Origin of the sequence: Mesorhizobium sp. B2-3-4 (genome assembly GCF_006442315.1) — a bacterium.
Taxonomy (GTDB): Bacteria; Pseudomonadota; Alphaproteobacteria; order Rhizobiales; family Rhizobiaceae; genus Mesorhizobium.
Map to the genome: position 1 here is coordinate 1 of NZ_VFVY01000009.1, position 25063 is coordinate 25063.

General features: G+C 64.1%; 27 protein-coding genes. 11 read left to right on the forward strand and 16 right to left on the reverse strand.

Going from position 1 to position 25063, the window contains the following annotated elements; translation table 11 throughout:
• Nucleotides 1-102: 102 nt before the first annotated feature.
• Nucleotides 103-966 carry a LysR substrate-binding domain-containing protein gene (locus tag FJ967_RS15145; RefSeq protein ID WP_140732632.1) on the reverse strand — a complete coding sequence of 288 codons (864 nt, stop codon included), beginning with the start codon at nt 964-966 and terminating at the stop codon, nt 103-105.
• A 112-nt stretch (nt 967-1078) separates the two neighbouring features.
• Here FJ967_RS15145 and FJ967_RS15150 point away from each other — a divergent pair, with 112 nt between their 5' ends.
• The 4 genes from FJ967_RS15150 (at nt 1079) to FJ967_RS15165 (ending at nt 5498) form a co-directional block, all read left to right on the forward strand.
• The gene (locus tag FJ967_RS15150; RefSeq protein ID WP_140732633.1) at nt 1079-1486 is read left to right on the forward strand and encodes a 4-oxalocrotonate tautomerase family protein; all 408 of its coding nucleotides are present in this window, start codon (nt 1079-1081) and stop codon (nt 1484-1486) included.
• Nucleotides 1487-1590: 104 nt separating this feature from the next.
• Nucleotides 1591-3813, forward strand: coding sequence for an AMP-binding protein (locus FJ967_RS15155; RefSeq protein ID WP_140732634.1), 2223 nt, complete (start codon nt 1591-1593; stop codon nt 3811-3813).
• 172 nt (nt 3814-3985) lie between these two features.
• The gene (locus FJ967_RS15160; protein WP_140732635.1) at nt 3986-4786 is read left to right on the forward strand and encodes an NAD(P)H-binding protein; all 801 of its coding nucleotides are present in this window, start codon (nt 3986-3988) and stop codon (nt 4784-4786) included.
• Between the two features lie 64 nt (nt 4787-4850).
• Entirely contained in the window at nt 4851-5498 is a 648-nt protein-coding gene (locus FJ967_RS15165) for a TetR/AcrR family transcriptional regulator (protein WP_181175885.1), read from the forward strand.
• Between the two features lie 3 nt (nt 5499-5501).
• On the opposite strand, the gene pssA is transcribed toward FJ967_RS15165, so the two are convergent.
• A complete protein-coding gene (pssA, locus tag FJ967_RS15170) occupies nt 5502-6320 on the reverse strand; it encodes a CDP-diacylglycerol--serine O-phosphatidyltransferase (RefSeq protein WP_140732637.1) in 819 nt (272 codons plus the stop codon).
• Nucleotides 6321-6323: 3 nt separating this feature from the next.
• The gene (locus tag FJ967_RS15175; RefSeq protein WP_140732638.1) at nt 6324-7022 is read right to left on the reverse strand and encodes a phosphatidylserine decarboxylase; all 699 of its coding nucleotides are present in this window, start codon (nt 7020-7022) and stop codon (nt 6324-6326) included.
• A gap of 201 nt (nt 7023-7223) precedes the next feature.
• Here FJ967_RS15175 and FJ967_RS15180 point away from each other — a divergent pair, with 201 nt between their 5' ends.
• Both FJ967_RS15180 and FJ967_RS15185 read left to right on the forward strand, forming a co-directional pair.
• Nucleotides 7224-7949, forward strand: a complete 726-nt coding sequence (locus FJ967_RS15180) for a lysozyme inhibitor LprI family protein (protein ID WP_140732639.1) — start codon at nt 7224-7226, stop codon at nt 7947-7949.
• Between the two features lie 89 nt (nt 7950-8038).
• A complete protein-coding gene (locus FJ967_RS15185; protein WP_140732640.1) occupies nt 8039-8905 on the forward strand; it encodes an SMP-30/gluconolactonase/LRE family protein in 867 nt (288 codons plus the stop codon).
• On the opposite strand, the gene FJ967_RS15190 is transcribed toward FJ967_RS15185, so the two are convergent.
• The 4 genes from FJ967_RS15190 to FJ967_RS15205 form a co-directional block, all read right to left on the reverse strand.
• Nucleotides 8902-9255, reverse strand: a complete 354-nt coding sequence (locus FJ967_RS15190) for an antibiotic biosynthesis monooxygenase (RefSeq protein WP_181175887.1) — start codon at nt 9253-9255, stop codon at nt 8902-8904. The two genes, FJ967_RS15185 and FJ967_RS15190, sit on opposite strands and share 4 nt — an antisense overlap.
• An 84-nt stretch (nt 9256-9339) precedes the next feature.
• Nucleotides 9340-11223, reverse strand: coding sequence for an ABC transporter ATP-binding protein/permease (locus FJ967_RS15195; protein ID WP_140732641.1), 1884 nt, complete (start codon nt 11221-11223; stop codon nt 9340-9342).
• A gap of 25 nt (nt 11224-11248) precedes the next feature.
• Nucleotides 11249-11587, reverse strand: a complete 339-nt coding sequence (locus FJ967_RS15200) for a metalloregulator ArsR/SmtB family transcription factor (RefSeq protein WP_140732642.1) — start codon at nt 11585-11587, stop codon at nt 11249-11251.
• 88 nt (nt 11588-11675) lie between these two features.
• Nucleotides 11676-13163: a winged helix-turn-helix domain-containing protein gene (locus tag FJ967_RS15205; RefSeq protein WP_140732643.1), complete on the reverse strand. Its 1488-nt coding sequence runs from the start codon at nt 13161-13163 to the stop codon at nt 11676-11678.
• A gap of 143 nt (nt 13164-13306) precedes the next feature.
• Between FJ967_RS15205 and FJ967_RS15210 the strand changes: the two genes are divergently transcribed.
• Complete coding sequence (locus tag FJ967_RS15210) at nt 13307-13519, forward strand: hypothetical protein (RefSeq protein WP_140732644.1); 213 nt, start codon at nt 13307-13309, stop codon at nt 13517-13519.
• A 93-nt stretch (nt 13520-13612) separates the two neighbouring features.
• Here FJ967_RS15210 and FJ967_RS15215 read toward each other — a convergent pair whose 3' ends face one another.
• Nucleotides 13613-15289, reverse strand: a complete 1677-nt coding sequence (locus FJ967_RS15215; protein ID WP_140732645.1) for a LysM peptidoglycan-binding domain-containing protein — start codon at nt 15287-15289, stop codon at nt 13613-13615.
• 126 nt (nt 15290-15415) lie between these two features.
• Here FJ967_RS15215 and FJ967_RS15220 point away from each other — a divergent pair, with 126 nt between their 5' ends.
• Nucleotides 15416-16027 carry a TIGR00730 family Rossman fold protein gene (locus FJ967_RS15220; protein ID WP_140732646.1) on the forward strand — a complete coding sequence of 204 codons (612 nt, stop codon included), beginning with the start codon at nt 15416-15418 and terminating at the stop codon, nt 16025-16027.
• A 96-nt stretch (nt 16028-16123) separates the two neighbouring features.
• On the opposite strand, the gene FJ967_RS15225 is transcribed toward FJ967_RS15220, so the two are convergent.
• Nucleotides 16124-17032: a LysR substrate-binding domain-containing protein gene (locus tag FJ967_RS15225; RefSeq protein WP_140732647.1), complete on the reverse strand. Its 909-nt coding sequence runs from the start codon at nt 17030-17032 to the stop codon at nt 16124-16126.
• A gap of 117 nt (nt 17033-17149) precedes the next feature.
• On the opposite strand from FJ967_RS15225, the gene FJ967_RS15230 reads away from it, so the two are divergent.
• The 3 genes from FJ967_RS15230 (at nt 17150) to FJ967_RS15240 (ending at nt 19502) form a co-directional block, all read left to right on the forward strand.
• On the forward strand, nt 17150-17440 hold the full coding sequence (locus tag FJ967_RS15230; protein WP_140732648.1) for a muconolactone Delta-isomerase family protein: 291 nt from the start codon (nt 17150-17152) through the stop codon (nt 17438-17440).
• Nucleotides 17441-17599: 159 nt separating this feature from the next.
• Nucleotides 17600-18382, forward strand: coding sequence for a glucose 1-dehydrogenase (locus tag FJ967_RS15235; RefSeq protein WP_140732649.1), 783 nt, complete (start codon nt 17600-17602; stop codon nt 18380-18382).
• Nucleotides 18383-18503: 121 nt separating this feature from the next.
• A complete protein-coding gene (locus tag FJ967_RS15240; RefSeq protein WP_140732650.1) occupies nt 18504-19502 on the forward strand; it encodes a transporter in 999 nt (332 codons plus the stop codon).
• On the opposite strand, the gene rarD is transcribed toward FJ967_RS15240, so the two are convergent.
• The 7 genes from rarD to FJ967_RS15275 all read right to left on the reverse strand — a co-directional run bounded on the left by rarD (nt 19480) and on the right by FJ967_RS15275 (nt 24824).
• Nucleotides 19480-20406, reverse strand: a complete 927-nt coding sequence (gene rarD / locus FJ967_RS15245; RefSeq protein WP_140732651.1) for an EamA family transporter RarD — start codon at nt 20404-20406, stop codon at nt 19480-19482. The genes FJ967_RS15240 and rarD overlap by 23 nt on opposite strands.
• Nucleotides 20407-20489: 83 nt before the next feature.
• The gene (gene cimA, locus FJ967_RS15250; RefSeq protein ID WP_140732652.1) at nt 20490-22106 is read right to left on the reverse strand and encodes a citramalate synthase; all 1617 of its coding nucleotides are present in this window, start codon (nt 22104-22106) and stop codon (nt 20490-20492) included.
• Between the two features lie 42 nt (nt 22107-22148).
• On the reverse strand, nt 22149-23099 hold the full coding sequence (pip, locus tag FJ967_RS15255) for a prolyl aminopeptidase (RefSeq protein WP_140732653.1): 951 nt from the start codon (nt 23097-23099) through the stop codon (nt 22149-22151).
• Nucleotides 23096-23572 (reverse strand): GFA family protein, encoded by a 477-nt coding sequence (locus FJ967_RS15260; protein WP_140732654.1) that lies wholly within the window; start codon nt 23570-23572, stop codon nt 23096-23098. Before FJ967_RS15260 ends, pip begins: the two co-directional genes overlap by 4 nt.
• Nucleotides 23569-24060: a GFA family protein gene (locus FJ967_RS15265; RefSeq protein WP_140732655.1), complete on the reverse strand. Its 492-nt coding sequence runs from the start codon at nt 24058-24060 to the stop codon at nt 23569-23571. Before FJ967_RS15265 ends, FJ967_RS15260 begins: the two co-directional genes overlap by 4 nt.
• 21 nt (nt 24061-24081) lie before the next feature.
• Nucleotides 24082-24468 (reverse strand): VOC family protein, encoded by a 387-nt coding sequence (locus FJ967_RS15270; protein ID WP_140732656.1) that lies wholly within the window; start codon nt 24466-24468, stop codon nt 24082-24084.
• On the reverse strand, nt 24465-24824 hold the full coding sequence (locus FJ967_RS15275) for an endonuclease domain-containing protein (RefSeq protein WP_140732853.1): 360 nt from the start codon (nt 24822-24824) through the stop codon (nt 24465-24467). The genes FJ967_RS15270 and FJ967_RS15275 overlap by 4 nt, the downstream gene beginning before the upstream one ends.
• Between the last annotated feature and the right edge of the window lie 239 nt (nt 24825-25063).

Sequence of the window (25063 nt, forward strand, 5' to 3'; positions counted from 1 at the left end):
AGTCCCCCCAAACCCCTCGGCCCGTCCTACTCCCAAGCCGACCGCAAGGTCGGCTTTTTCTTTGTATGAATTGGCCCGACCGCAAGGTCGGCTTTTGCCTTGTCAGCCAGGCGGTCCCGAGAGCGCGAGGTTGGCAACCAGCAGTGCCGCAAGGTCGGCCGCGGGGGCATCGGCGCCAGCGCGCAGCCGGATCGCGAACTCGGCCATCGGAACCGGCGGCAGGCTGAACTCGCGGGGCGCCTCGACAATACCGGAATGGGCAAAGCGCGGGGTTCGCAAGGTCAGCGCCACACCGGCGTTCACCGCTGTGCGCAAGCCGGCCAGGCTGGCGCTGCCGGCGGCGATGCGATAGCGCCGGCCAGCGGCATCGAGCGCGGCAAGTGCCGCCTCGCGAAATCCGCAATAAGGATCGAGCAGCGCCAGCGGCAGTTCCTCTTGCCGCGAGGCCAGTCCCTTCTGCGAACATAGCCACATCATCGGCTCGCGCAGAACGCCGACCTCGTCCGGCGCCGCGGCCTGTCGCATGTCGATCGCCAGATCGAGGCTGCCGACCTGTAGCGCCTGCGCCAGTTCGGCCGAGCGGCCGACGCGCAGCTCGATCCTGACGCGCGGATGGCTGGCGGCGAAGGCACGCAGCAGGTCCGGCAAGCCGCTGTCGGCGAAATCCTGGGTCGTGCCGATGGCGACACGGCCGGCAGCGCGCGCGCCCTTCAGCGCCAGCCATGCCTCGCGATGCACGGCCAGGATGCGCCTGGCATGGCCTACAAGGTCCTCTCCAGCCGGCGTCAGACCGCGCTTCCGGCCCTGCGGTGCCAGAAGCGGCTCACCGACAATCTCCTCCAGACGCTGCATCTGGGCGGTTACCGCCGATGGCGAGCGGCCGACACTGGCCGCAGCCTGCGCCAGCGAGCCGCTGTCGACGAAAGCAAGGAAGGTTCTGAGTAGGTCGGGGTCAAGTGTTTCCATAATTCGATTTTATCGAATCATCGGTTGAAAACAATTCGATTTTTTTGATCAAAGAGCGATGGCATGGTTTCTTCAGCGGCGATCGACGCCGCTGCAAACCAGGAGAAGAGAAATGCCCATCATCAATGTCAGCGTCGCCGGCAAGCCTGACGCCGCCCTGTCGGCCAGCATTGCCAGGGAGATCACCGAGATCACCGCCACGCTTCTGCGCAAGGACCCGACGCTGACCGCGGTCGCGGTGTCCTATCTCGACCCACAGCACTGGTTCGCCGGCGGCAAGTCGCTCGCCGAGCACGGCACCAGCACGTTCTGGCTCGACATCAAGGTGGTCGACGGCACCAACACCAAGCTCGAACTTGAAGCCTATCTCAAGGCGATCTTCGACGCCTTTGGCCGCCTGCTGGGCGGCGTGCACCAGGAAAGCTACGCTTTCGTGCACGAAGTCCCGGCGGCCGCCTATGGCTATGGCGGCAAGACGCAGGAGTTCCGCTTCATCAGCGGGCGATTGAACGCGGCGTGAGGGGCACCCCTTCCACATTGACCTTGCCTCGACTTCCGCTAGGCTCTGCCCCCGAAGCGGCCGACCAAGAGCCGCGGTGACAGAACCGTTGGGAGAGGTGCGGCATGATCCTGACACTGGCGCTGCTTGCGGGTCTGGTTGTGGCCTGGCTGCTGATCGGGGCTTTGGAAAAATTCCGCCTCGGCCTGCGCTTCACCCAGGCGCTGCTTTACGTGCCGTTCAAGCTCGCCTACCGGATCAGCGACAATCGCATCAGGATCGCCGGCAAGGCGCAGGTGCCGGTCATCTACGTTATCTCGCATCAGTCGCGCTTCGAACCGGCGCTGATGCTGTCGCTGTTGCCGGACGATACCTTGCATATACTCGACGAGGTGTCGGCGCGCTCACCCTGGCTCGAGCCGTGGCGCGAACTTGGCCGCACCATCGCCTTCAACGCCGAACATGTCTTCGTCAGCCGACGGCTGGTGCGCGTGCTGAAGGGCAAGGGGCGGCTCGCCGTCTATCTGCCGGATGCGGTCGAGCCAGACGTCAAGACGTTTCGCCTGTTTCGCGCCGTCACCCGCATCGCCATGCAGGCCGACGCACGCATCGTGCCGATCTTCGTCGCCGGCGCACGCAGCCTGCCGGTCTCGCTGACGCCGGCTGACCGGGCGCCGCGTCATTGGTTTCCGCGGCTCTCGATCAGCGTGCTCGAGCCGATGACCGTAGCCGAACTGGTGGCACGCAACCCGGACCAGGCCTCGAACACCAATGCGCTGTTCGACCGCATCGCCGAGGCCCGGCTTTTCGGAAACGACCTCGGCCGCGGGCTGTTTCTGGCCATGCGCGACGCGGCAACCCGCGTCGGCGCATCGCATCCGATCATCGAGGATGTCATCTCCGGCGCACTGAGCTACCGCAAGATGTTCATCGGCGCGCGCGTGCTGGGCAGGCGCTTCGAGGCTGTGACGGCGCCAGGCGAAGCGGTCGGCGTAATGCTGCCCAACGCCAATGGCGTCGTGCTGTCCTTCGTCGGCCTGCTGTCGGCAGGCCGCGTGGCGGCAATGATCAATTATACGGCCGGGCCGACGAGCGTCACGGCCGCCGTGCGCACGGCGGTCATCCGCACCGTTGTCTCTTCGCGCGCCTTCGTCGAGAAGGCCGATCTCGCCGATATCGTCGCCGCGCTCGAAAAGGGCGGCGCCAAGCTGTTATGGCTGGAGGATCTGCGTGAAAGCGTCACCACGCTGGACAAACTGGCCGCCGCCCTGCTGTGGCGACTGCCGCTGCAGCGGCAGGATGCGGCCAAGCCGGGCGTGATCCTGTTCACTTCGGGTTCTGAAGGCACGCCCAAGGCTGTCGTGCTGTCGCAGAAGAACCTTCTCGCCAATGCCATGCAGGCCGAGGCGCGCATCACCATCTCGCCGGCCGACATCCTGCTCAACGTGCTGCCGGTGTTCCATTCCTTCGGCCTGACGGGCGGCACCATCCTGCCGCTGGTCACCGGGGTAAAACTGTTCCTCTACCCCTCGCCCCTCCACTACAAGATCATCCCCGAAATCGCGCGCAAGGTGAAACCGACGATCATGTTCGGCACCGACACGTTCCTGGCCAACTATGCGCGCACCGCCAAGGATGGCGATTTCTCCAGCCTGCGCTTCGTCGTCGCCGGCGCCGAGGCGGTGAAGCCGGAGACCCGCCGCGTCTATCGCGACCGCTTCCAGGCCGAGATCATCGAGGGGTTCGGCCTGACCGAAGCCGCGCCGGTGGTTGCCGTCAACACCGCCATCCACGGCCGCGACGGCACGGTCGGCCGGCTTCTGCCGGCCATCCGCATGAAGCTGGAGCCTGTCGAGGGCATCAACGACGGCGGCCAGTTGTGGCTCGACGGACCGAACATGATGATGGGCTACATGACCGCGGACCGCCCCGGCGAATTGCAGCCACTGACCGGCTGGCACGACACCGGCGACATCGTTGCGGTCGACCGCGAAGGCTTCATCAGCATCCGCGGCCGCGCCAAGCGCTTCGCCAAGATCGCCGGCGAGATGGTGTCGCTGGGCGCGGTCGAGATGCTGGTGCAGTCGCTGTGGCCGGAAGAACGCCATGCGGCGGTGGCGGTGCCCGACAAGAGGCGCGGCGAGCGCATCGTGCTGGTCACCACCGCCGACGACGCAAGCGCCGAGGAACTGCGACAGTTCGGCAAGAAGGCCGGAGCAGCCGAATTGATGGTGCCCAACGACATCGTCAAGGTCGAGGAAATCCCGGTGCTCGGCTCCGGCAAGACCGACTATGTCTCGACCAGGAAGCTCGCGATCGAAAAGCTGGGGCTGGGCGTCGCGGCCTAGCCTGTCCCTCTCCTACCCAGATGAGACCTGTGCGCGCTCAGGCCGCACACGGTCTAACTAGACAAATTGATGGTGAGTGAGTATTCACTTCTCTGAATTCAATGCTCCCTTGTGGCCGGTCTCTTATCCCCACGGCAGCCGCTTCGGACTTGGCACGGCGAGGAAATCTCCAATGTCAACAATCCTTCTCACAGGCGGAACTGGGCATCTCGGTCGCGATCTCGTGCCGGCACTGACCGGGGCTGGCCACGCCGTCAGGCTGTTTGCCCGGAACGCAGGGCAGGACAGTTCCATGGAATGGGTCCTGGGCGATCTCGCGACCGGAGACGGCGTCGATGAGGCGTTGCGCGGCGTCGACACGGTCATCCATGCCGCGACGCTCTCGCCGATCGCCCGGCGCGGCATGAGGCTGGTCGACTTCTTTTCCAGCCCTTCCAGTGTCGACATCGACGGCACGCGCCATCTGCTTGCCGCAGCTGTCCGCAGGGGCGTCTCGCACTTCATCTTCGTATCTATCGTCGGCCTCGAATTCAGCACCCTACCCTATTCCCTGGTGAAGCTGGCGGGCGAACAGCTTGTGCGAGAGTCGTCGCTCCCATGGTCAGTCGTCCAGGCGACGCCGTTCTATTACCTTCTGGCGCAAATGCTGGGCGGGCTGAAATGGCTGCCTGTCTGGCCGTTGCCGACCTCCCCGACAAATCCGGCGGATACACGGGACGTGGCCAACTACCTGGCCGAGGCCGTCATCGATGGGAAACGTGGCATGCGCCCACAGATCGGCGGCCCGGACACGATGCCGTTCTCAGATTTCGCGCGCCAATACCGCGACGCATTCGGGCTCAATCGCCTCGTGCTGCCGCTGCCGATCAGCCACAAGATGAGCTTCAAGATGGGTCTGGTTGCAACCGACGAACGGCTTGGCGAAAGGACCTGGAAGGCATGGCTTTGCGAAGAGCGCATGCGTGCGCGTTGATTCGCCAGCGGCACTCTGCTCATCGGTGTGAGGCATTTGCGATTGCCCGCCGGATGTTACAGTCTTGCCGTCGATCCCCGTCACCGAGCCTATAGAGCGAGGAGCAACTATGAAGCCCCCATCAACCGGACGCGCGCGTCTCTTGCGCGAGGCTATCCGCTTGTTTGCAGAGCGCGGCTACGACCGGACGAGCGTTCCAGATATTCAGGAGGCGGCAGGCCTGTCACGCGGCTCGGGCGCGCTCTACAAACATTTTGCCTCGAAAGAGGACCTGCTTGCCACCGCGATAGACCAGTTTGTCGGCACGGCAAAGGAAAGCCAGGCCGAGCTTGGGGAGACGACGCTTTCCGTCGACGAGAGTGCGCGGCGGCTTGTGGAAAGCATGCTCGAACGGCTCGGCGCCAATCGTGATGTACTCAGGATCCTGTGGCGGGATCTGGAGCATTTTCCCCAACTGAAAGCCTTGGCGCGGGGCGAGATCATGCAAAGCACTTACCTTGCCGTTGCCGAATGGCTGCGGCAGCGTCAGAGCGAGGGCGACCTGCGCCCGCATGACAGCGAGGCCGTTGCCGCCGTCATCGTCGGCAGCGTCGCCATGTTCCGTGTCTTCGAAGCGATCTGGGGCGAACGTGTGATCGACATCAGCGACGAACGCTTTGCGGCGGCCTGGAGCGATCTGCTGCTCGGCGGCTTGCGACCTGAACCAGTCTAGCGGTTAGCCAATGTCCGAGGGCGGCACCTTTTCCCCTTCCAGCTTGGCGCGTTTGGAATAGGCGCGCACGGAAAAGGGCAGGAAGATCAGGTAGCCGGCGACAGACGCCGTCAGCGTGTACCAGGGATAGGTCATCAAAAGCAGGATGTAGAGCACGACGCCCAGGATGACCGGTAGCACCCTGTCGCCTGGAATCTTGACGCTCTTGCCGGAATAGACCGGCAGCCGGCTGACCAGCAGGAAGGCGACCAGGATGGTGAAGCCGGTGGCGACGAAGGCGGCCGGCCGGCTGGGCTCTACACCAAGGCGCAGGAAATAGAGATAGAGCGGCAACATCACCAGCACCGCGCCAGCGGGCGCGGGAACGCCGACGAAATATTCCGATTGCCAGAGCGGGCGCTCGGCCTTCTCGTCGTCGAGCACGTTGAAGCGTGCGAGGCGCAGCCCGCAGGCGATGGTGAACAAAAGTGCCGCTATCCAGCCCGGCGAGCCGGCGCGATCGAGCAGGAAGGCGTAGAGCACCAGCGCCGGCGCGACACCGAAATTGACGATGTCGGCCAGCGAATCCATCTGCGCGCCGAATTTCGACGTGGCTTTCAGCATGCGCGCCAGGCGGCCGTCGATGCCGTCGAGGAAGGCGGCCAGCAGCACCATGACAACGGCGGTTTCAAAGCGGTTCTCGAAAGCGAAGCGGATGCCGGACAGGCCGGCGCAGATGGCAAGCACGGTCACCAGGTTGGGCAGCACCATGCGCATCGGGATCTCGCGGATGCGCGGACCGCCACTGGCATGGGCCTCGAATTTCTTGAAGGGCGCGCCCACCGCTTACGAGATCCTGACCAATGGCGTGCCGGCGACACCGCCGAATTCCGCCAGCACGGTTTCGCCGCCGACCGCGGTCTGGCCGACGGCAACGCGCGGCGTCGCGGCCAAAGGCAGGAACACGTCGACGCGCGAGCCGAAACGGATCAGGCCGAAACGCTCGCCGGTGCCGATCGAGGCGCCGGCCTCGGCCCAGCAGACGATGCGGCGCGCCACCAGGCCTGCGACCTGGACGGCGGCGACGGTGCCGTTGGGGCTCTCGATGACCAAGCCATTGCGCTCGTTCTCGGTGCTCGCCTTGTCCAGTTCGGCATTGAGGAATTTGCCGGGCCGATGCTCGATCCTGGCGATGCGGCCGCGAACCGGGGCACGGTTCACATGGCAGGAAAAGACGTTCATGAACACGGAGATGCGCGTCATCTCGGCATTGCCGAGGCCGAGCTCGCGCGGTGGCACGGCCGGACCGACCGCCGAGACGATGCCGTCGGCGGGGCTGACCACCAGCCGGTCGTCGACCGGCGTGACGCGCTCGGGATCGCGGAAGAAATAGACGCACCACGCGGTCAGGATCAGACCGATCCAGAACAGGATCGACGAGAAATAGCCGAGAAAAAGCGTCGCCGCGCCAAAGGCCGCGATGAAGGGATAGCCTTCGCGATGGATCGGTACGAACGCGTTCTTGACCGTGTCGACAAGGCTCATGGGCTGGGGGTGGTCCCTGTTTCAGGTTCGGCCTCAATAGCCCAAACACCCCCTGCCCGCAACGCGACAATCGGCGGGGCGGATGAGCAGGCGAGGATGGCGGTGTGTCCGCATCGTCGGAGCCTCCGCATTTCGTGAAGTCCCGACCGGCTTGCGCGCCTGCGCCATTGTCGTCAAAATTTCATCTGGGGGCCAGATTTCATGAGAAGCTTCAAATCCAGGACCTGCGCCGTCGTTCCCGCGCTGACGCTGATAATCGCATCGGCATCGCCGGGCAGTGCGCTGGCTCAGGCCAAGCCATCCTTCGACTGCGCGAAGGCCGCCAGTGCGGCCGAGAAATCTATCTGCGCCGATCCCGCCCTCACTCAGGCCGATGCCGACATCGCCGGTAAATACGCGGCGGCGATCAAGACGCTCGATGCGCGCGCCGGCAAGGCCTTGCGCGAGGACCAGAGCGATTTCATCGCCTATCGCGACCAGATCGCCGAATTCAACCAGGACACGTCCAAGGACCAGCAAACCACCGATCTCAGCGAATTCATGCGCGATCGTGCGACGTTCCTCGCCGGCATTCGCAAGCCCGCTGACAATGGCTTGGTGGGCACCTGGAGCAGCGTTCGCGGCGGGGTCGAGATCAAGGCGGCCGGCGCCGGCAAGCTCGAGATTTCGGAAGATGTGGTCACCAATCCGGTGTCGGGCAGCGGTTCCTGCGAGATCGGTGGTACCGTCAAGGCCAGCAAACAGCTGCGGCTGGTCGACACCGATGATGACGACAAGCCGACCGGCTTTGTCTTCACCTTTCGCCGCGATGGCGACCGGTTGATCGTCGAGCAAAGCGGCAGCGGCAAAGATGACCGCACCGAGCCACCTTCCTGCGGCGCGAACGGCCATGCCGATGGCACTTTTTTCCTGACCGAAAGACAGTAGCGCTGTCGGAAGCTTTCCGCCTCGCCCGTCCTTGGTGAGAGGCACCTCATCACAAGGGCCGATGAAGTGCGCCATGGAGGCTCCAGATCATGCCGATATCGTCCGCCAGCAAAGCTCGTCTCATCCTGGAAGGCCTCGCCTTCGGTGAATCGCCGCGCTGGCATGATGGCCGCCTGTGGCTCTGCAATTGGGGTACGGGCGAGATCGTCGCCGTGGACGAAGGCGGCAACAGCGAGGTCTTGCTCAGTATCCCAGCCGTCCTGCCCTACTCCATCGACTGGCTGCCAGACTGCCGGCTGCTGGTGATCTCGGGCCGCGAAGGTCTGCTGTTGCGTCAGGAGCCTGACGGAAGTCTCGTCACCCATGCCGACCTGCGTGGTCTGTCGAAAAGCCCGTGGAACGAGATCGTCGTCGACGGGCGCGGCAACATCTATGTCAATGGCGGCGGATCGGCGCCGGCGCCGGGTGAACATTTCGGCCCCGGCACCGTCGTGCTGATCACGCCGGACGGTAGGATCCGGCAAGCGGCTGACGGCATCGCCTTTGCCAATGGCATGGTGGTGACGCCCGACAACAAGACGCTGATCATCGCCGAATCCCATGCCAACCGGCTGACTGCCTTCGATATCGCGGCTGATGGCGCTCTCGCCAATCGTCGTGTCTGGGCACAGCTTGACGGCTATCCCGACGGCATCTGCCTCGATGCCGACGGTGCCGTCTGGTATGCCGACGTGCCCAACAAGCATTGCGTGCGGGTGCGCGAAGGCGGCGACGTCCTGCAGACCGTCGCTGCCGATCGCGGTTGCTTTGCCTGCATGCTGGGCGGTGCCGACAGAAGAACGCTGTTCATCACCGCCGCGCAATGGCGCGGCTTCGAGCACATGGTCAGCGATATCAGAACCGGCCAGGTGCTCGGCATCGAAGCGCCGGCACCTGGCGTCGGCTGGCCTGGCTAGAGGCCAGGAACGCGCTGATAGTTGGCGATGTCGGCGCGCACGCCCAGCCTGGCGATCGTCTCCTGCGGGTTGAAGGCAACGCGCTCGTGCGCCGCCTTGACGATGGGCACCACATTGTCGACCGCCGCCTGGCTTTCCCATTCGACGATGGTGACGAGGTTGAACTCGCCCGGGCCGGAGAATTGCTCGAGCAGGAAATCCTGGACAAAACCCTCCTGCAGACGCAGCAGCTCATGCGTCATCCTGACCTTGGCGAGGATTTCATCGCGGGCATTGGCGGGCACGACGAATTTGTCGACCCTGAACACACTGCCGCCGTTAACATCTTGATTCGTAAAACTTATATCCATCTGATTCCGTCCTCGAGGATGCTGTCTCCGGCTCTCGGGCGACAGTCTACAAGCTCAACTTAAGTTGAGGTCAAGAGGTTTTTCTCATGATACTTCCGACGTGCGCCGACGCACCACGACGCCCAGTTCGTCGCTTTCGCGGGCGATGCGCAGACGCTCCTCGGCTTCGGTCGCCTCGCGCTGGCGGTCCCACATCGAGGCGTAGAGGCCGTGCTTTCGCATCAGCTCGATATGGGTGCCGCGCTCGGCGATCTGGCCGTCCTTGAGCACGATGATCTCGTCGGCCGAAATCACCGTCGACAGACGGTGGGCGATGACGATGGTGGTGCGGCCCTTGCTGACCAGATCGAGAGCGGCCTGGATCTCCTGCTCGGTGTGGCTGTCGAGCGCGGAGGTCGCCTCGTCGAGCATCAGGATCGGCGGCGCTTTCAGGATGGTGCGGGCGATAGCCACGCGCTGCTTCTCGCCGCCGGAAAGCTTCAGACCGCGCTCACCGACCATCGACTTGTAGCCGTCCGGCAATTTCTCGATGAACGGTCCGATCTGGGCGAGTTCGGCGGCCTTGCGCACCTCCTCCTCGCTGGCGCTGACACGGCCGTAGCGGATGTTGTAGGCGATGGTGTCGTTGAACAGCACCGTGTCCTGCGGCACCATGCCGAGCGCGGCGCGCAGGCTTTCCTGCGTGACGTCCCTGATGTCCTGGCCGTCGATCAGCACCTGGCCGCCCTGCACGTCGTAGAAGCGGAACAGCAGCCGCGAGATGGTCGACTTACCGGCGCCGGAGGGACCGACGATGGCCACCGTCTTGCCGGCCGGCACCTCGAAGGACACGCCCTTCAGGATCTTGCGGTTCGGATCGTAGGAGAAATGCACGTCGCGGAACTCGACCTTGCCGGCGTTGACGGCCAACGGCTTCGCGTCCGGCCTGTCGACGATCTCCTGCGGCACGTCGAGCAGGTCGAACATGTGCTCGATGTCGGTCAACCCTTGGCGGATTTCGCGATAGATGAAGCCGATGAAATTGAGCGGTACGGAAAGCTGCACCAGCATGGCGTTGATGAAGACGAAATCGCCAACGGTCTGCGTGCCAGCCTGCACTTCGAGCGCCGACATGCACATAACGACGACCGTGCCGAGACCGAAGATGACACCCTGACCGAAATTCAGCCAGCCGAGCGAAGTCCAGGTTTTGGTGGCTGCGATCTCGTAGCGGGCCATCGAGCGGTCGAAGCGTTCGGCTTCCATGCGCTCATTGGTGAAATATTTGACCGTCTCGAAATTCAACAGCGAGTCGATCGCCTTGGTGTTGGCGTCGGTGTCGCTGTCGTTCATGTCGCGGCGGATGGAGATGCGCCAGTCGCTGGCCTTGACCGTGAACCAGACATAAAGCCAGACGGTGACCGCGACCACGGCCACGTATTTCCAGCCATAGGTGAAGGCGAAGATGCCGGCCGTCAGCGCGAATTCGAGAATGGTCGGCGCCGTGTTCAGCATGATGAAGCGCACGATGGTCTCGATACCCTTGGTGCCGCGCTCGATGATGCGCGACAGGCCGCCGGTGCGGCGCTCCAAGTGGAAGCGCAGCGACAGCTGGTGCATATGCACGAAGGTGCGGAAGGCAAGCTGGCGCACGGCATATTGCCCGACGCGGGCAAACAGCGCGTCGCGCAGCTGGTTGAAGCCGAGCTGCACCAGGCGCAGCACATTGTAGGCGACGACCAGCATGACAGGCGCGAGCAGGAAGGACGGCAGCGGCGGCGGCGACTTGGCGGCACCGGCGAGTGCATCCGTCGCCCATTTGAAGAAATAGGGGCCGGCGACCAGGGTCACCTTGGCGACGACCAGCAGCAGCGTCGCCCAGGTCACCCTCGCCCTGAGGTCGGCACGGTCGGCCGGCCACATATAGGGCCACAGATTGCGCAATGTCGTGAGAGTGCCGGATTCGGCGGAGACGGTTTTTTCGGCCACTTTTCTTGCCTTTTGGGTGAGAGGGTCAGCGGCTGGACGAGCAGCAGGAATTGATGAGCGCGGCGAGCGATGCCGAGATATCGGCAAGCGCCGCATGGTCGAGTTGGTAGCGTGAGCGCTGGCGGTCGGGCTCGAAGCGAACCAGCCCGGCTTCGACCAGGATTTTCAGATGCTGGGAAACCGTCGACTGCGCGAGATCGAGACGCTCGACCACCTCGCCGCAGCAGCAGGAGCGGTGCGCCGCGAGATGCCTGAGAATCTCGATGCGCGCAGGGTGCGAAAGTGCCGCGAACCGGGTGGCAATCGCGCTGCTGTCGGGTCGTGCGCTTCGCACTCGATCTGGTTCAACGGAGGATTCGATCATCGTCCATCGGCGATAGACGATGATCCGGCCTGGGGCAAGCTATCCCGATGGGCAGCTTTGCCGCCGGCGGGTCCCTGCCAGAGAGGGCCTAGCCTTCGTTGCCGACGCGCTTCAGGATCGCGCGATAACGACGGCAGATGGCCGGGTCTTCATAGAAGTCAATTTCCGCATCGACGATCTCGTCGAGGCGCAGCCCAGGGTAGTGCGCCTTTACCTTAGCCAGGACATCCCGCGCTTGCTCGATTTCACCGATCTCAAAGTGGCAGACGACAAGACGAACGAGCGACCATCGCGGTACAGCAGCCATTTTCGAATAGCACGCAATTGCTTCGCTATATCCTCCAGCCGTGGTCAGTATGATGCCGCGAAAATCGTCATACCATCCCACCGCGTATGGATCGCGGCGCCGGGCTTCGGTTATTTCAACAAGCGCCTCACCCGGCCTGTCCGTATAATTGAGGAAAAGCGCGCGGATGCTGAGAATGAACGGATCGTTTGGATTGAGGGCAACCGCACGGTCAAGACTGATTTCGGCCTGCCTGAACTGGCGCAGGTACAATAGAGCAAAGCCGGTGGCGAGATGACCGTAGGCTTCATCGGGGTCGAGTTGCAACGCGGTTTTCGCCATCTCTAGCGCCGGATGCAGATAATCCGGATTGTAGAAGACCCAGAAGAATTTGAGGGTTTCGACGACACCGAGCATGGCGTGGGCGGCGGCAAACCGCGGATCGAGCTTTACCGCCTGGCGCAGAAACGGCTCCGCCTCGTGCGCGGCGTCATAGACTGCCGCCAATTGCAGGGCTCGCAGGTAGAACTCATAGGCCGACATGCTATTGGTCGGCCGGGCCCTGGCGCGCGACGCGATCGCGGTTCTGGCCTGCCGGGCCAGGCGCGCCGCGATCATCCGGGTGATTTCGTCCTGGATGGCGAAAATGTCGTCGAGTTCCCGATCGTAATGTTCGCCCCAGACATGAGCCATCGAGGACGCATCGGTTAGCTGTACGGCGATCCGCACCCTGTTTGCGATCTTCCGCACGCTGCCTTCGATGATGTATTGGACGCCAAGCTTGTTTGCTACCTCCGCCGGGTCATTAACCTTGCCGCGAAACTGGAAGGAAGAGTTCCGCGCTATGACCAGAAATTCCTTATACTTGCCGAGTTCGGCAATGATGTCTTCGGTAATGCCGTCGCTGAAATAGTCTTGCTCGGGATCGCCGCTCATGTTGTCGAAGGCCATTATGGCGATGGACGGCCTGGACGGCGCCGTGGCCTCCGCGATGGCAATGAGGGGCCTGGGATCCGCATATTTATAGCCGCGCCCATGCACGGTTGCGATCATATCGGCGGTCAGTTGCTTGCGGAGCGCCGAAATGTGGACCTGCAGCGTGTTCTCCTCCACCACCAGGCCTGGCCAGGCAGCGCCGAAAAGCTCGGCCTTGCCGATGACCTCATCTGGCCTGTCGAGCAACATGGCGAGGATATCGAAGGAACGGGCTGAAAGCTCCACCGGGCCTTTCGGCCCCAGCAACAGCCGTTCGGCGCGTTTCAAACGGTAATTGCCAAACTCCAGGTCCATCGGCCGAGACCCCATCGCTGGGCCGCACAATAATGCAAGATGATCTGGATGGCGAACTTCAGGCCCTTTCAGGTCTCTTCAGGTTCGGGCCAAGGACCTGAGCGGGAAGCGGTGCCACTCTTGACGTCACCTGGAGAGGCACCATGGCCGACATCCCCACGACCACCCCTATCGCCATCCGACGCCATGACCCGCCGCGACCAAGCTTTACGAGGTCTGCGATCGGCGCGTCGCTGAATGCGATATCCCGTTTGGGCGATGCATTCAAAATGGCCTATGTGGCTCCCTACAGCAGTCATCGCGAACCGCGGATCGTACCGGACGACGATCCCGATGGCCGAGACCCCAGCTGGTGATCTGCAAATCCCTCAACGCGGTTCGCTGCCGGCCTTGAGATCGGCCCAGCCGGGCATCTCCCCCGCAAGGGGGAGACTGGCCCATGGCCGAAGCTACTGCGTCTTGGTCGGCGTCGTCGTCGCCTGTTCGCCCATCGCCTTGAGGTCGGCGGCTTCGCCTTCCTTCGACTTTTCCGGAACCTTGAACACTTGTCCCGGCCAGATGCGGTCCGGATCCCTGATCTGGTCCTGATTGGCGAGGTAGATGGTGGAGTAGCGCACGCCGTGACCGTAGACGCGGCGTGAGATTCGCCACAACGTGTCGTGCCGGCGGATAATGACCGCGCCGTCGGCGTGCTCGAGCTTGGGCGACACGACCTCGGGCACATCGCTAGGCGGGGTGGCCGCCGCGACGACAGCCGGAGCCTCCGTGGCGGGCGGCGCTGCCGGTGCCACCGGCGCCGTCTCGGCCGGAGCAGCGGCAACTGCCGGAGCCGGAGCTGGCGCCTCTGTGGCGGGCGCGGCGGGGGCTGGTGCAGCCTCGGCCGGAGCGGCGGCGGCGACAGCGGGCGCAGCAGGCGCCGGAGCGGCTGGGGCTTCCGCGGCAGCCGGTGCGGCCGGCTTGGCGTCGGCGGGCTTCGTCTCAGCCGGCTTGGTATCGGCAGGCTTGGTCTCCGCAGGCGCCACGGCAGCGATCGCCTCGCCTGGTTCACGCTCGAACGGCACGGCGGCGCGGGCCACCACTTTCACGCCGTCGGCATCGAGGCCATCGACATGGATGGTATAGCTGCCGACAGGGATGTCGCGCGTCGCCTCGACCAGGAAATGGCCGTCGGGCGAGGTCGTCGCATCGCCAAGCAGGATGTCGTTGGCGTAGGCGCGCACCTTGCGGCCGGCATCGGCGAGGCCGGCGACGAAGATCTTGTTGCCGTCGATCTCGACCGCCTCGACGACGATCTTGGGTTCGGCCACCGGTGCGGCGGGCGGCGTTGCCGACGCGGGCGCGGCGGGCTTTGCTTCTACCACTGCCGGAGCGGTCGCCGCCGGTGCCTCCGTAGCGGGTGCCTCAGCAGCGGGTGCCGCCGCGGCAGGAGCAGCCGGTGCGGCGGCCTGATCGCCGGTTGCCGGCGCGGCGGGTTTGGTCTCGGGTGCCGGAACCGAAAGCAGCTCGGCCGGCTTGCCCGGCTCCTCGACCATGGCCAGCACTTGGCCGGCGGCGTTGGCGGGAACCGAGACGACGGCGGTCTGCGCCGAGGCCGTCACGACCGTGCCGGTCGTCGAACGCAGCGAAATCGTATAGTCGCCGGGCTTCAACGGATCGTCGAGCACGATGACAAAAGCGCCGTCGGGACCAGCGACCGTCGAGCCGATCACCGTCGCGCCATTCAGGATTTCGACCTTCGAATTGGGCGCCGCATTGCCGGCTACGACGATCGAGCCGTTGCTTTCGACGCGCACGACGTCGAAGGTGGGCGCGACCGGACCCGTCGCGGCGGGTGCCGCCGGAGCGGGTGCGGGCGCGGCCGGAGCAGCGGCTTCGGTCGCCGGCGCGGCGGGAGCCGTCGTCTGGGGCGCGGCGGCCGGAGCGGCCGGCACAGCCGGCGCCGGCAGTCGACCTTCCGTGCCGGGATCGGCCGGCTTCGGCGCCGCTGGCGGCGTCAGGGCCGCCACTTGCGCCGGCGGCGTGTGATTAAGATACGGGTCGAGCGCACCCGACACATAGGCTGTTCCCCCTGCCGCAACGGTCCCACCCGCCGCGAACAAGAACGCCTTCAATGGATTGATTGCCATGTATTTCCCTACCCCTTAGCCACCTAAAGCCGGTCTAGCCTGTTTTGACATGACCGACAAGAAAAAGCCCCGCTTGTTACCCCTGGGGCTTGACCCCGCTTTCAGACCCAATCACCAATCATTGCCATGAACACGATTCGATCCGTCTGCGTCTATTGCGGCTCGTCTCCGGGCCGCGATGAAATCTATGCCAAGGCCGGTCACCTGCTTGGGCGCTCAATTGCCAGGGCAGGTCTACGGCTGGTCTATGGCGGCGGCACCAAAGGCATAATGGGCGCCGTCGCCGAAGGCGCGCTCAAGGCCGGCGGCAAGGTGACGGGCATCATCCCTCGCTTCCTCATCAACAAGGAAGCTACCGAAACCGCGCTTGACCGGCTCGACGAGTTGTTGATTACCGACAACATGCACGAGCGCAAACATAAGATGTTCGAGAAATCCGACGCCTTTGTGGCGCTGCCTGGCGGCATCGGCACAGTCGAGGAGATCGTCGAGATCATGACCTGGGCGCAACTCGGCCATCATCGCAAGCCGATCGTCTTCGGCAATGTCAACGGTTTCTGGGATCCGATGACGGCGTTGCTTGATCACATGGCGGCGGAGGGCTTCATTCACACCGCGCAGCGTGTGAAGCCGCTGGTCGTCAACGACCCCGAAGCCATCGTCGCTGCTATCATGGTCGCCGGATCCTCGGTCGACGCACCGACGGAAGGCGTGCAGTCGGTGATCGACAAGATGTAGGATTAGGGGAGTAAGGGAATAGGGCGGCAAGCAGTAGGGAAAGTACGCTCCGGAAACTACTGCCCTACTGCCCTACTGCCCTACTGCCCTACTGCCCTACTGCCCTACTGCCCTACTGCCCTCCCTCCGAGCCGCCTGCCGCAAAGCGGCGATCACCGTACGCCGGTCCTGCCGCCGCCAGGCGAGGTGGATGGAAACCATTCGACCGAACCACGGCATGTCGCGGAACACGATCGAAGGCGGGGCGGCCTTGCGCAGGCTTGCCTGCACGGTGGCCAGACCAAGGCCGGCGCTGACAAGCCCGAGCGAGGTCAGCGGATCCGCCGTCTCATAAGCGATGTCAGGCACGAAGCCGGCCTCGGCGCAGGCGGCCAGGAACTGGCCACGATTGGTGTCGTCGGGCTGGCGCACCACGGTGATCCAGACGCGACCGTCGAGATGGCGCGGCTGGATATCGGCCACGTCGGCGAGCGGATCGTCTTCGGGAATGGCCAGCACCAGCGGCTCGTGGCGCAGCGGCGTGCTGGCGATGTCGGGATCGTCGGTCACCGCGGGCGCGTACACCAGACCAAGATCCAGCGACCGCTGACGAAGCCCCTCCATCTGCGCCGCCGAGCGCAGGCTTCTCAATTGCAGATGAAAATCCGGCCGGTCGCGGCGGAACTGGCGCAACATGCCGGCGACAAGCCCGGCATGGACGGCGCCCTCGACATAGCCGATGGCAAGGCGCCCGACGACACCGCTGGCAAGGTCGCGGCCAAGGTCCTCCAGCCGCCTCGCATTCGCCAGCAGGGAGCGGGCTTCACTCAGAAAGGCGCGGCCCTCGGCATTGAGATGAATGCGTTGTTTTGCCCGCTCGAACAGGGCGACGCCAAGCTGCTGCTCCAGCTGGATGATCTGCCGGCTGAGCGGCGATTGCGAGATATGCAGCAGTTCGGCCGCCCGACCGACACTGCCGGTTTCGGCGACCGTGACGAAATATCTGATCTGGCGCAGGTCGAACATTCTTGCTCCTCGAAGAACGGTCCTCTTAGGTCTCAACTTTAGCCTAATCAGTCTTGGACAGTCTGACTATCCGGCGCGATATCTCCTGTCATCAACCGCCGACAACAGGAGACCGAAATGCAATTCCTCGCCCTTCTCACCCGCAACACGCAAAAGTTCACCGATACCGATTTCGCACCTCTTCTGCCCGGCGAGGCAGAACAGCGCCGCACCCTCTATGCCGAAGGCGCGGTGCGCCAGATCTGGAATCGCGGCGACATTCCCGGCAGCGGCATGATGTTCGAAGCCGGCAGCGATGCCGATGTGCGCGGCCATCTCGCCACCTTGCCGCTGGTCAAGGCCGGCATGATGGACATTGCCGCGATCGTGCCGCTCAACCCCTATCCCGGGTTCGGACCGAAGCGCTAAGGCTAAGGGAGCGCGAACTGCCGGGATCGTCAGCTGACGCCAGGCGACAAAGCGCCTTGCATGTCATCAAACCACACGGCACGCTGGCGCTGCCGCGCGGCGAAGCAAGACGAACCTTCGAACTGGCGGGCGACAAATCGCAATCCATGAAGGTGCAAATTGCATTCGACTGACTATCTCGGCGGCCTGTTCGGCCTCGAAGGCAAGCATGCCTTCATCACCGGCGCCAGCCGTGGTCTGGGCCTGGCCTTCGCGGAGGCGCTTGCGAGCGCCGGCGCGCGCGTCACCTTAGGCGGCCGTAGGGCCGACGAGCTCAAGGCCGCCGGCGACCGCCTGCGCGCCGAAGGCCACACCGTGGCCGAAGCGATGATCGACGTCACCGACACACAATCCGTCGACGCGGCAATCGCTGCTTCGGAAACCGGCACCGCGCCGATCGACATCCTGATCAACAATGCCGGCATCCAGCGACGCGCGCCGCTGGAGAGCTTCAGCGACGCCGACTGGGACGCGCTGATGGCCACCAATCTGGACGGCGTGTTCAAGGTGAGCCGCGCGGTCGTCAAGGGCATGATCGCCCGCCGCAAGGGTTCGATCATCAATGTCTCCTCGGTGCAGAGCGTGCTAGCGCGCCCTTCGATCGCGCCGTATGCGGCGAGCAAGGGCGCCATTACCATGCTGACCAAGTCGATGGCCGGCGAGTGGGGCCAGCACGGTGTGCGGGTCAACGCCATCGCGCCTGGCTATTTCAAGACCGAGCTCAACGCCGCCCTGGTCGCCGACGAGAAATTCTCCGCCTGGCTGACCGGCCGCACGCCGATGCGGCGCTGGGGCGAGGTGCAGGAACTCGCCGGCGCCGCGGTGTTCCTGGCTTCCGATGCCGCCAGCTTCGTCAGCGGACAGACATTGCTGGTGGATGGCGGGATCACCAGCGTACTCTAGCAACGCGCGTCCGCAATGCACGTCGTCACGAAACAGTCACACTAAATCGGGGACGCCATGCTACAGATCGCAGCTGGCCGCCCCCGCGACCCCGACCGCATCAGAGACCGGCGACGACGCCATGAACATCGCCCTCCCCGCCGAAGGCACCGACCTGTCGCCCTACCTGCCCGATGAGCACGGGCTGTTCTTCATCTACCACTTCACTTCCGAAGGCGTGCGGACCAGGGATGCCGCTGCGGCGCACTGGACATGGCGCAGCTACCAGCTTTCCGACATGCGCGCCCGCCATGAGATCGGCGCCGATCAGGCCTTGCCGGCGCCTGTGCGCGAAGCCTTTCTCACCGCCAGCCATGGCTGCCACATCGACCTCGAGGACGATTGGCTTTATGGCGATCTGCCGGACCTGCGCCATGACTATTCGGCGGAAGCCGGCGGGCTCGGCCATTTCCGCTTCGCCCTCAGCGACACGATGCTGGTCGGCGCCCGCAAGCAACCGTTGCAGTCGGTCGACAACATCCGCAAGGCGATCGAGACCGGGGCGCGCAAGTTCCGCTCGCCGGCCGAACTGATCGAGGCTGTCATCGGCCAATCGTTCGACGGCATGGGGGCGGAACTCGTGACCCTCGGCGACAGTCTTGATGGCATCGAGGACCGTATCGTCTGCGACGCATGGCACAATGAGCGACAGGCGCTGGTCGACGCGCGCCGGCACCTGGTGGTCATCCACCGCCAGATGGCGACGCTAACCAACCTGTTTCGCCATCTCGACCATTCGCACCGCAACGACCTGCCGGATTCGATCAACGACATGGTGGCGCGGCTTTCGCACCGCGCCCAGACGCTGCACTATGACGGCGAGCAGTTGCAGGCACGCACGCGGCTCCTGCAGGACGAACTGATGGCCAAGCTCACGACACAGTCGAACCGGCTGCTCTATGTCCTGTCGGTGATGACGGCGGTGCTGTTGCCGATGACCATCATTTCGGGCCTGTTCGGCATGAATGTCGGCGGATTGCCCCTGGTCGACACGCCGATGGGTTTCTGGGTGGTGACGGCGGTGTCGGTGCTGATCGCGGGCGTGACCTATCTTTTCGTCAGGCGGCTCGGACAGATGTAGCCCGGCGCGCCGTCGCCAGCATGGACCAGGAATAGATCGCAAGCGCTGCCCAGATAAGGGCAAAGGCGACCGCCTGCGTGGTGCCGAACGGCTCGTGGAAGATCAGCACGGCAATCAGGAACACCATCGTCGGCGCTATGTATTGCATGATGCCGATCGTCGACAGGCGCAAAAGCTTGGCGCCGAAAGCGAACAGCAGCAGCGGCACGGCCGTCACCGGCCCGCAACCGATGAGCAGCGCGGTGTCGGTGCCATTGCTGGAGACGAAATGATCCTGTCCGGTGGCGATCAGGAAGATGATGTAGCCCAGCGCCGGCACCGACAGCAAAAGCACTTCGAGCAGGAAGCCCTGGCTGGGGCCAATCGGCAGCGTCTTGCGGAAGAAGCCGTAGGCGGCGAAGGAAAAGGCCAGCGCCAGGGACACCCAGGGCAGTTTGCCCGCCTCGACGGTCAGCACCGCCACGGCAACCGCCGCAAGCGCCACGGCCGCGATCTGCAGCCGGTCGAGCCGCTCGCCAAGCAGCAGCGCGCCGACCACGACGCTGACCAGCGGATTGATGTAGTAGCCGAGGGCCGTCTCGACGGTGCGGTCGACGGCGATCGCCCAGACATAGATGCCCCAGTTGACCGAGATCAGCGCCGCCGTCAGCACCGCCATGGCGATGGTGCGGGGCGAGCGGATCGCCGCCTTGAAGTCTGCCGTGCGGCCGGCCCAGACCAGGACCGCCGCTGCGATCGGCACCGACCAGACGATGCGATGCGCAATCACCTCGGCAAGCGGCAGATGGGCAACGGCCTTCATGTAGAAGGGCAGCAACCCCCACAAGAGATAGGCACCCAACGCCAGCAGGAAACCGCGGCGGGCTTTTGAAACTGCGTCCGGGATAGTTGCTTCAGCGACCATGGACCAACGCTATGGCCCAGTAACCTTGGCAAGACCATCGCAAAGTTCTGATGGATCAATGGACTTTCGCTGATGGTTCAAACTTACTCCGCCGCCACGAGCCCCGCCATTTCGCGGTTTTTCATCAGCTTGTAGATGATCGAATCCATCAGCGCCTGGAAGGAAGCGTCGATGATGTTTTCGGAGACGCCGACGGTCCACCAGCGGGCGCCGGTGGAATCATGCGATTCGACGAGCACGCGAGTGATGGCCTCGGTACCGCCATTGAGGATACGCACCTTGAAGTCGGCAAGTTCGAGATCGACGATCTCGTTCTGGTATCTGCCGAGGTCCTTGCGCAGCGCAATGTCGAGCGCGTTGACCGGGCCGTGGCCTTCCGCCACCGACATCTTCTCCTCGCCTTCGACCAGCACCTTGACCACCGCTTCCGACACCGTCTTCAGCTGGCCGTTGGCATCGAAGCGGCGCTCGATCATGCAGCGGAACGAGGTGACGTGAAAGAATTCGGGCAGGCCGTGCAGCATCTTGCGCGCCAGGAGTTCAAATGAAGCGTCGGCGCCCTCATAGGCATAGCCCGATGCCTCGCGCTCCTTGACCACCGATATCAGCGCATCGAGCCGGTTATCGTCCTTGGGCACATCGATGCCGCGCCGCTTCAACTCGGCGAGGAAATTGGCCTTGCCGCCCTGATCGGAGACCATGACGCGGCGGCGGTTGCCCACGGCTTGCGGCTCCACATGCTCATAGGTGGCGGGCTCCTTGGCGAGCGCCGAGGCGTGGATACCGGCCTTGGTGGCGAAGGCGGACGAACCGACATAGGGCGCCTGTGCTTCCGGGGCGCGGTTCAGCAATTCGTCGAAAGCACGCGACAGGCGCGAAATCCCAGTCAGCGCTTCGGCTGAAATTCCAGTCTCGAAGCGATCGGCGAAAGCCGGCTTCAGCGCCAGCGTCGGCACTATCGAGATCAGATTGGCGTTGCCGCAACGTTCGCCGATGCCGTTCAGCGTGCCCTGGATCTGGCGCACGCCGGCTTCCACGGCGGCGAGCGAATTGGCCACCGCCTGACCGGTGTCGTCATGGGCGTGGATGCCGAGATGCTCGCCCGGGATGCCCGAGGCGATTACCCTTTCAACGATTGCCCGCACTTCCGAGGGCTGTGTTCCGCCATTGGTGTCGCAAAGCACCACCCAGCGCGCGCCGGCATCGTAGGCCGTTTTCGCGCAAGTCAGCGCATAATCGGGATTGGCCTTGAAGCCATCGAAGAAATGCTCGCAATCGACCATCGCTTCCTTGCCCGAAGCGATGGCGGCCTCCACCGACGCCTTGATGGCGTCGAGGTTCTCCTCGTTGGTGCAACCGAGTGCCACGCGAACGTGGTAGTCCCAACTCTTGGCGACGAAGCAGATGGCATCCGACTTCGACTGGACAAGTGCCGCCAGCCCGGGATCGTTGGAGGCCGAGACTCCCGCCCGCTTGGTCATGCCGAAGGCGACGAATTTGGCGCCTGCGGTGCGCTTCTGCTGGAAGAAGGCGGTGTCGGTCGGATTGGCGCCGGGATAGCCACCCTCGACATAATCGAAGCCGAACGCGTCGAGCAGTTTGGCAATCGCGATCTTGTCCTCGACCGAAAAGTCGATGCCGGGCGTCTGCTGGCCGTCACGCAGCGTGGTGTCGAAGAGATAGAGGCGTTGTTTTGTCATGGCGATAGCTCGAAAAATCGTCGCGGAGCGCGGCGGGAAAGGCTATTTTCCCGCAAACTTGTCCGTCGCACGGATCAGTTGATCGAGGATGCCCGGTTCCGAATAGGCATGGCCGGCGCCCTCGATCAGATGGAAGTCGGCCTTCGGCCAGGCCTTGTGCAGCGCCCAGGCGTAGTGCGCCGGGCACGGCATATCGTAGCGGCCGTGAACGATGGTGCCGGGTATGTCCTTCAGCTTGTGCGCGTCGCGCAGCAACTGCCCTTCCTCCAGCCAGCCGGCATGAACGAAATAATGGTTCTCGATGCGGGCGAAGGCGACGGCATAGTCGTCCTGGCCGAACGGCGTGCTGGTTTCGGGCTCAGGAAGCAGCGTGATCGTCTCGCCTTCCCAAAGGCTCCAGGCAAGGGCTGCCTCGATCTGTGCCTTGCGGTCCGACCCGACCAGCCGCTTGCGATAAGCGCCCATCATGTCGCCGCGCTCGGCCTCGGGGATCGGTGCCAGGAAACGCTCCCATTTGTCGGGGAACATCTCCGAGACGCCGAACTGATAGTACCATTCGAGCTCCGCGCGGGTCAGCGTGTAGATGCCGCGCACCACCAGTTCGCTGACGCGGTCCGGATGCGTTTGGGCATAGGCGAGCGCCAGCGTCGACCCCCAGGAGCCGCCGAACACCAGCCATCTGTCGAAGCCGGCCATTTCGCGCAGCCGCTCGATGTCGGCGACGAGATGCCAGGTGGTGTTGGCCTCCAGCGAGGCGTTGGGAGTCGATTTTCCGCAGCCGCGCTGATCGAACAGGATGACGTCGTAGAGTTTCGGGTCGAACAGCCGCCGGTGTTTTGGAGAAATGGTGCCGCCCGGCCCGCCGTGCAGGAACACCGCCGGCTTGGCGCCCTTGGTTCCCGAACGCTCCCAATAGACCCTGTGGCCGTCGCCGACATCGAGCATGCCTGAATCGAACGGTTCGATCTCCGGGTAGAGGGTGCGCAAGCTCATAATTTCAAACCTTGTTGCGGCCAGTTTGCCGTTTCGTGATCGGGATGCTGGAAGGAGATGACCTGCTCCTGCCGTGCGTAATAGTCGGGATCGTCATGGACCGGCGCCTGGAAGATCGTCTCCACCCAAGGCAGCCTTGCCGCGTAATTCACCTGGATCTGCGGGGCGAGATCCGAGCGGTCATCGAAGGCGCCGATGGCGATCTCCAGCCCGCCCGGCTGGCGATAGGTCAACGGCGTGCCGCAGCGTGCGCAAAAGCCGCGATCGATGTTGACCGACGACTGGAAATAGCTCGGCTCTTCATGGGTCCATTCGACGCCATCCCGTGGTGCCGTCACCAGGGCACCGAAGAACGAGCCGAACTGCTTCTGGCACATGCGGCAATGGCAGATGGACGGACGCCCGAGTGCCCCCTTGATGCGGAAGCGTACGGCGCCGCATTGGCAGCCGCCGGTCCGGACTTGATCGGTCATGGTCTTTCCTCCGGCGGCCATTGGTCGGTGTCGTGATCGGGATGCTGATAGGAGACGAGCTCGGCAAGGTAGGGAGCCGAGCCTATGTCGGCCATCGTGTCTTCGCCCGGCAGGCGCGGAATGTTGTCGACATAGGGCAGTTTAGCCTCGGTGCCCCATTGGATGGTCGGCACGATGCCGGCCGGATCGTCGAAAGCGGCTATGGCCAGCGCCATGCCTTCCGGCGCCTCGAAGGTGAGCGGCGTGCCGCATTCCTGGCAGAAGCCGCGCCAGACGGCGCTTGACGAACGAAAACGCTTTGGCTCGCCGCGCGTCCAGTCGACCTTGGCGCCATGCACCGAAACCAGCGGCAGGTAGAAATTGCCGCTGGCCTTCTGGCACATGCGGCAATGGCAGACCGAGGCGTCGCCGAGCGCGCCCTCGACGCGAAAGCGCACAGCGCCGCACTGGCAGCCGCCTGTGTAGACCGGCCGGTTGTCGAGGCTCATGATCCTCTCCGCTTCATGGACTCACGCCGGATCATGGCAGACCGCCTCGACATTGTTGCCGTCGGGGTCGAAAACGAAGGCGCCATAGTAGTTCGGGTGATAGTGCGGGCGCAGGCCCGGTCCGCCATTGTCCCTGCCGCCGGCGGCAAGGGCGGCGGCATGAAAGGCGTCGACCTCGGCGCGGCTGCGCGCGGTGAAGGCGACGTGCTGGTGGTCCTTCGGCTTGTCCTTGCCCGTGCTCAGCCAGAACACCGGCCGGTCGCGTCCATAGCCGCCGACCTTGGCACCGCCGGTGTATTCCTGCGGCACCATGTAGAGCAGCGACGCCCCCAGCGGCGCCATCGCCTTGTCGTAGAAGGCCTTGGAGGCATCGAAATCGGAAACGGTGATGCCGAGATGGTCGATCATGGAACTGCCTCCCTTGCTGGTTCATGTGCCAGCACTTCGGTACCGGCCAGGCCGGCCTCGATCACGATGTGCTGGCAGACATTGTCGATATCGCGGATGACGTCGTCGTTCCAGAAGCGTAGGATGGTCCAGCCCAGAGCCTCAAGCTTGGCTGCTCGTGCGGCATCGGACGCCGAAATCTCATGAGAAGCGTGCTGGGAGCCATCCAGCTCAACGATCAGCTTCTTGTTGGGGCAAGCAAAATCGACGATGAAGCCAGCTATCGGCATTTGACGCCGAAACGCCAGCCCCATGAGTCTATTAGCGCGAACCTCATTCCAAAGCTTCAGCTCGGCGTCCGTCATAGCCTTGCGCATCTTGCGCGCATTGCCGCGATTGAGGGGAGACACTCGATGATGGGTCACTGCGAGGCCCCCCTCTCTGCCCTGCCGGGCATCTCCCCCTCAAGGGGGGAGATCAGCAGCTTCGCCGACGGCGCCCATTCTTTAACGTTGGCGATTGGCGAAAGCGGAGGTGACGTCCAATCTCCCCCCTTGAGGGGGAGATGTCCGGCAGGACAGAGAGGGGGGCCTCGCTCCAACCTCTCCAATCCTGC

Coding starts and splice junctions, on each gene's coding strand:
- pip (WP_140732653.1), bottom strand. CDS start 23,099: ATGAGCTTGCGCACCCTCTACCCGGAGATCGAACCGTTCGATTCAGGC.
- FJ967_RS15220 (WP_140732646.1), top strand. CDS start 15,416: ATGAACACGATTCGATCCGTCTGCGTCTATTGCGGCTCGTCTCCGGGC.
- FJ967_RS15160 (WP_140732635.1), top strand. CDS start 3,986: ATGTCAACAATCCTTCTCACAGGCGGAACTGGGCATCTCGGTCGCGAT.
- FJ967_RS15145 (WP_140732632.1), bottom strand. CDS start 966: ATGGAAACACTTGACCCCGACCTACTCAGAACCTTCCTTGCTTTCGTC.
- FJ967_RS15185 (WP_140732640.1), top strand. CDS start 8,039: ATGCCGATATCGTCCGCCAGCAAAGCTCGTCTCATCCTGGAAGGCCTC.
- FJ967_RS15150 (WP_140732633.1), top strand. CDS start 1,079: ATGCCCATCATCAATGTCAGCGTCGCCGGCAAGCCTGACGCCGCCCTG.
- FJ967_RS15275 (WP_140732853.1), bottom strand. CDS start 24,824: ATGCGCAAGGCTATGACGGACGCCGAGCTGAAGCTTTGGAATGAGGTT.
- FJ967_RS15190 (WP_181175887.1), bottom strand. CDS start 9,255: ATGGATATAAGTTTTACGAATCAAGATGTTAACGGCGGCAGTGTGTTC.
- FJ967_RS15200 (WP_140732642.1), bottom strand. CDS start 11,587: ATGATCGAATCCTCCGTTGAACCAGATCGAGTGCGAAGCGCACGACCC.
- FJ967_RS15225 (WP_140732647.1), bottom strand. CDS start 17,032: ATGTTCGACCTGCGCCAGATCAGATATTTCGTCACGGTCGCCGAAACC.
- FJ967_RS15265 (WP_140732655.1), bottom strand. CDS start 24,060: ATGAGCCTCGACAACCGGCCGGTCTACACAGGCGGCTGCCAGTGCGGC.
- FJ967_RS15205 (WP_140732643.1), bottom strand. CDS start 13,163: ATGGACCTGGAGTTTGGCAATTACCGTTTGAAACGCGCCGAACGGCTG.
- FJ967_RS15175 (WP_140732638.1), bottom strand. CDS start 7,022: ATGAGCCTTGTCGACACGGTCAAGAACGCGTTCGTACCGATCCATCGC.
- FJ967_RS15155 (WP_140732634.1), top strand. CDS start 1,591: ATGATCCTGACACTGGCGCTGCTTGCGGGTCTGGTTGTGGCCTGGCTG.
- FJ967_RS15230 (WP_140732648.1), top strand. CDS start 17,150: ATGCAATTCCTCGCCCTTCTCACCCGCAACACGCAAAAGTTCACCGAT.
- rarD (WP_140732651.1), bottom strand. CDS start 20,406: ATGGTCGCTGAAGCAACTATCCCGGACGCAGTTTCAAAAGCCCGCCGC.
- FJ967_RS15180 (WP_140732639.1), top strand. CDS start 7,224: ATGAGAAGCTTCAAATCCAGGACCTGCGCCGTCGTTCCCGCGCTGACG.
- FJ967_RS15260 (WP_140732654.1), bottom strand. CDS start 23,572: ATGACCGATCAAGTCCGGACCGGCGGCTGCCAATGCGGCGCCGTACGC.
- FJ967_RS15270 (WP_140732656.1), bottom strand. CDS start 24,468: ATGATCGACCATCTCGGCATCACCGTTTCCGATTTCGATGCCTCCAAG.
- FJ967_RS15210 (WP_140732644.1), top strand. CDS start 13,307: ATGGCCGACATCCCCACGACCACCCCTATCGCCATCCGACGCCATGAC.
- FJ967_RS15240 (WP_140732650.1), top strand. CDS start 18,504: ATGAACATCGCCCTCCCCGCCGAAGGCACCGACCTGTCGCCCTACCTG.
- cimA (WP_140732652.1), bottom strand. CDS start 22,106: ATGACAAAACAACGCCTCTATCTCTTCGACACCACGCTGCGTGACGGC.
- FJ967_RS15215 (WP_140732645.1), bottom strand. CDS start 15,289: ATGGCAATCAATCCATTGAAGGCGTTCTTGTTCGCGGCGGGTGGGACC.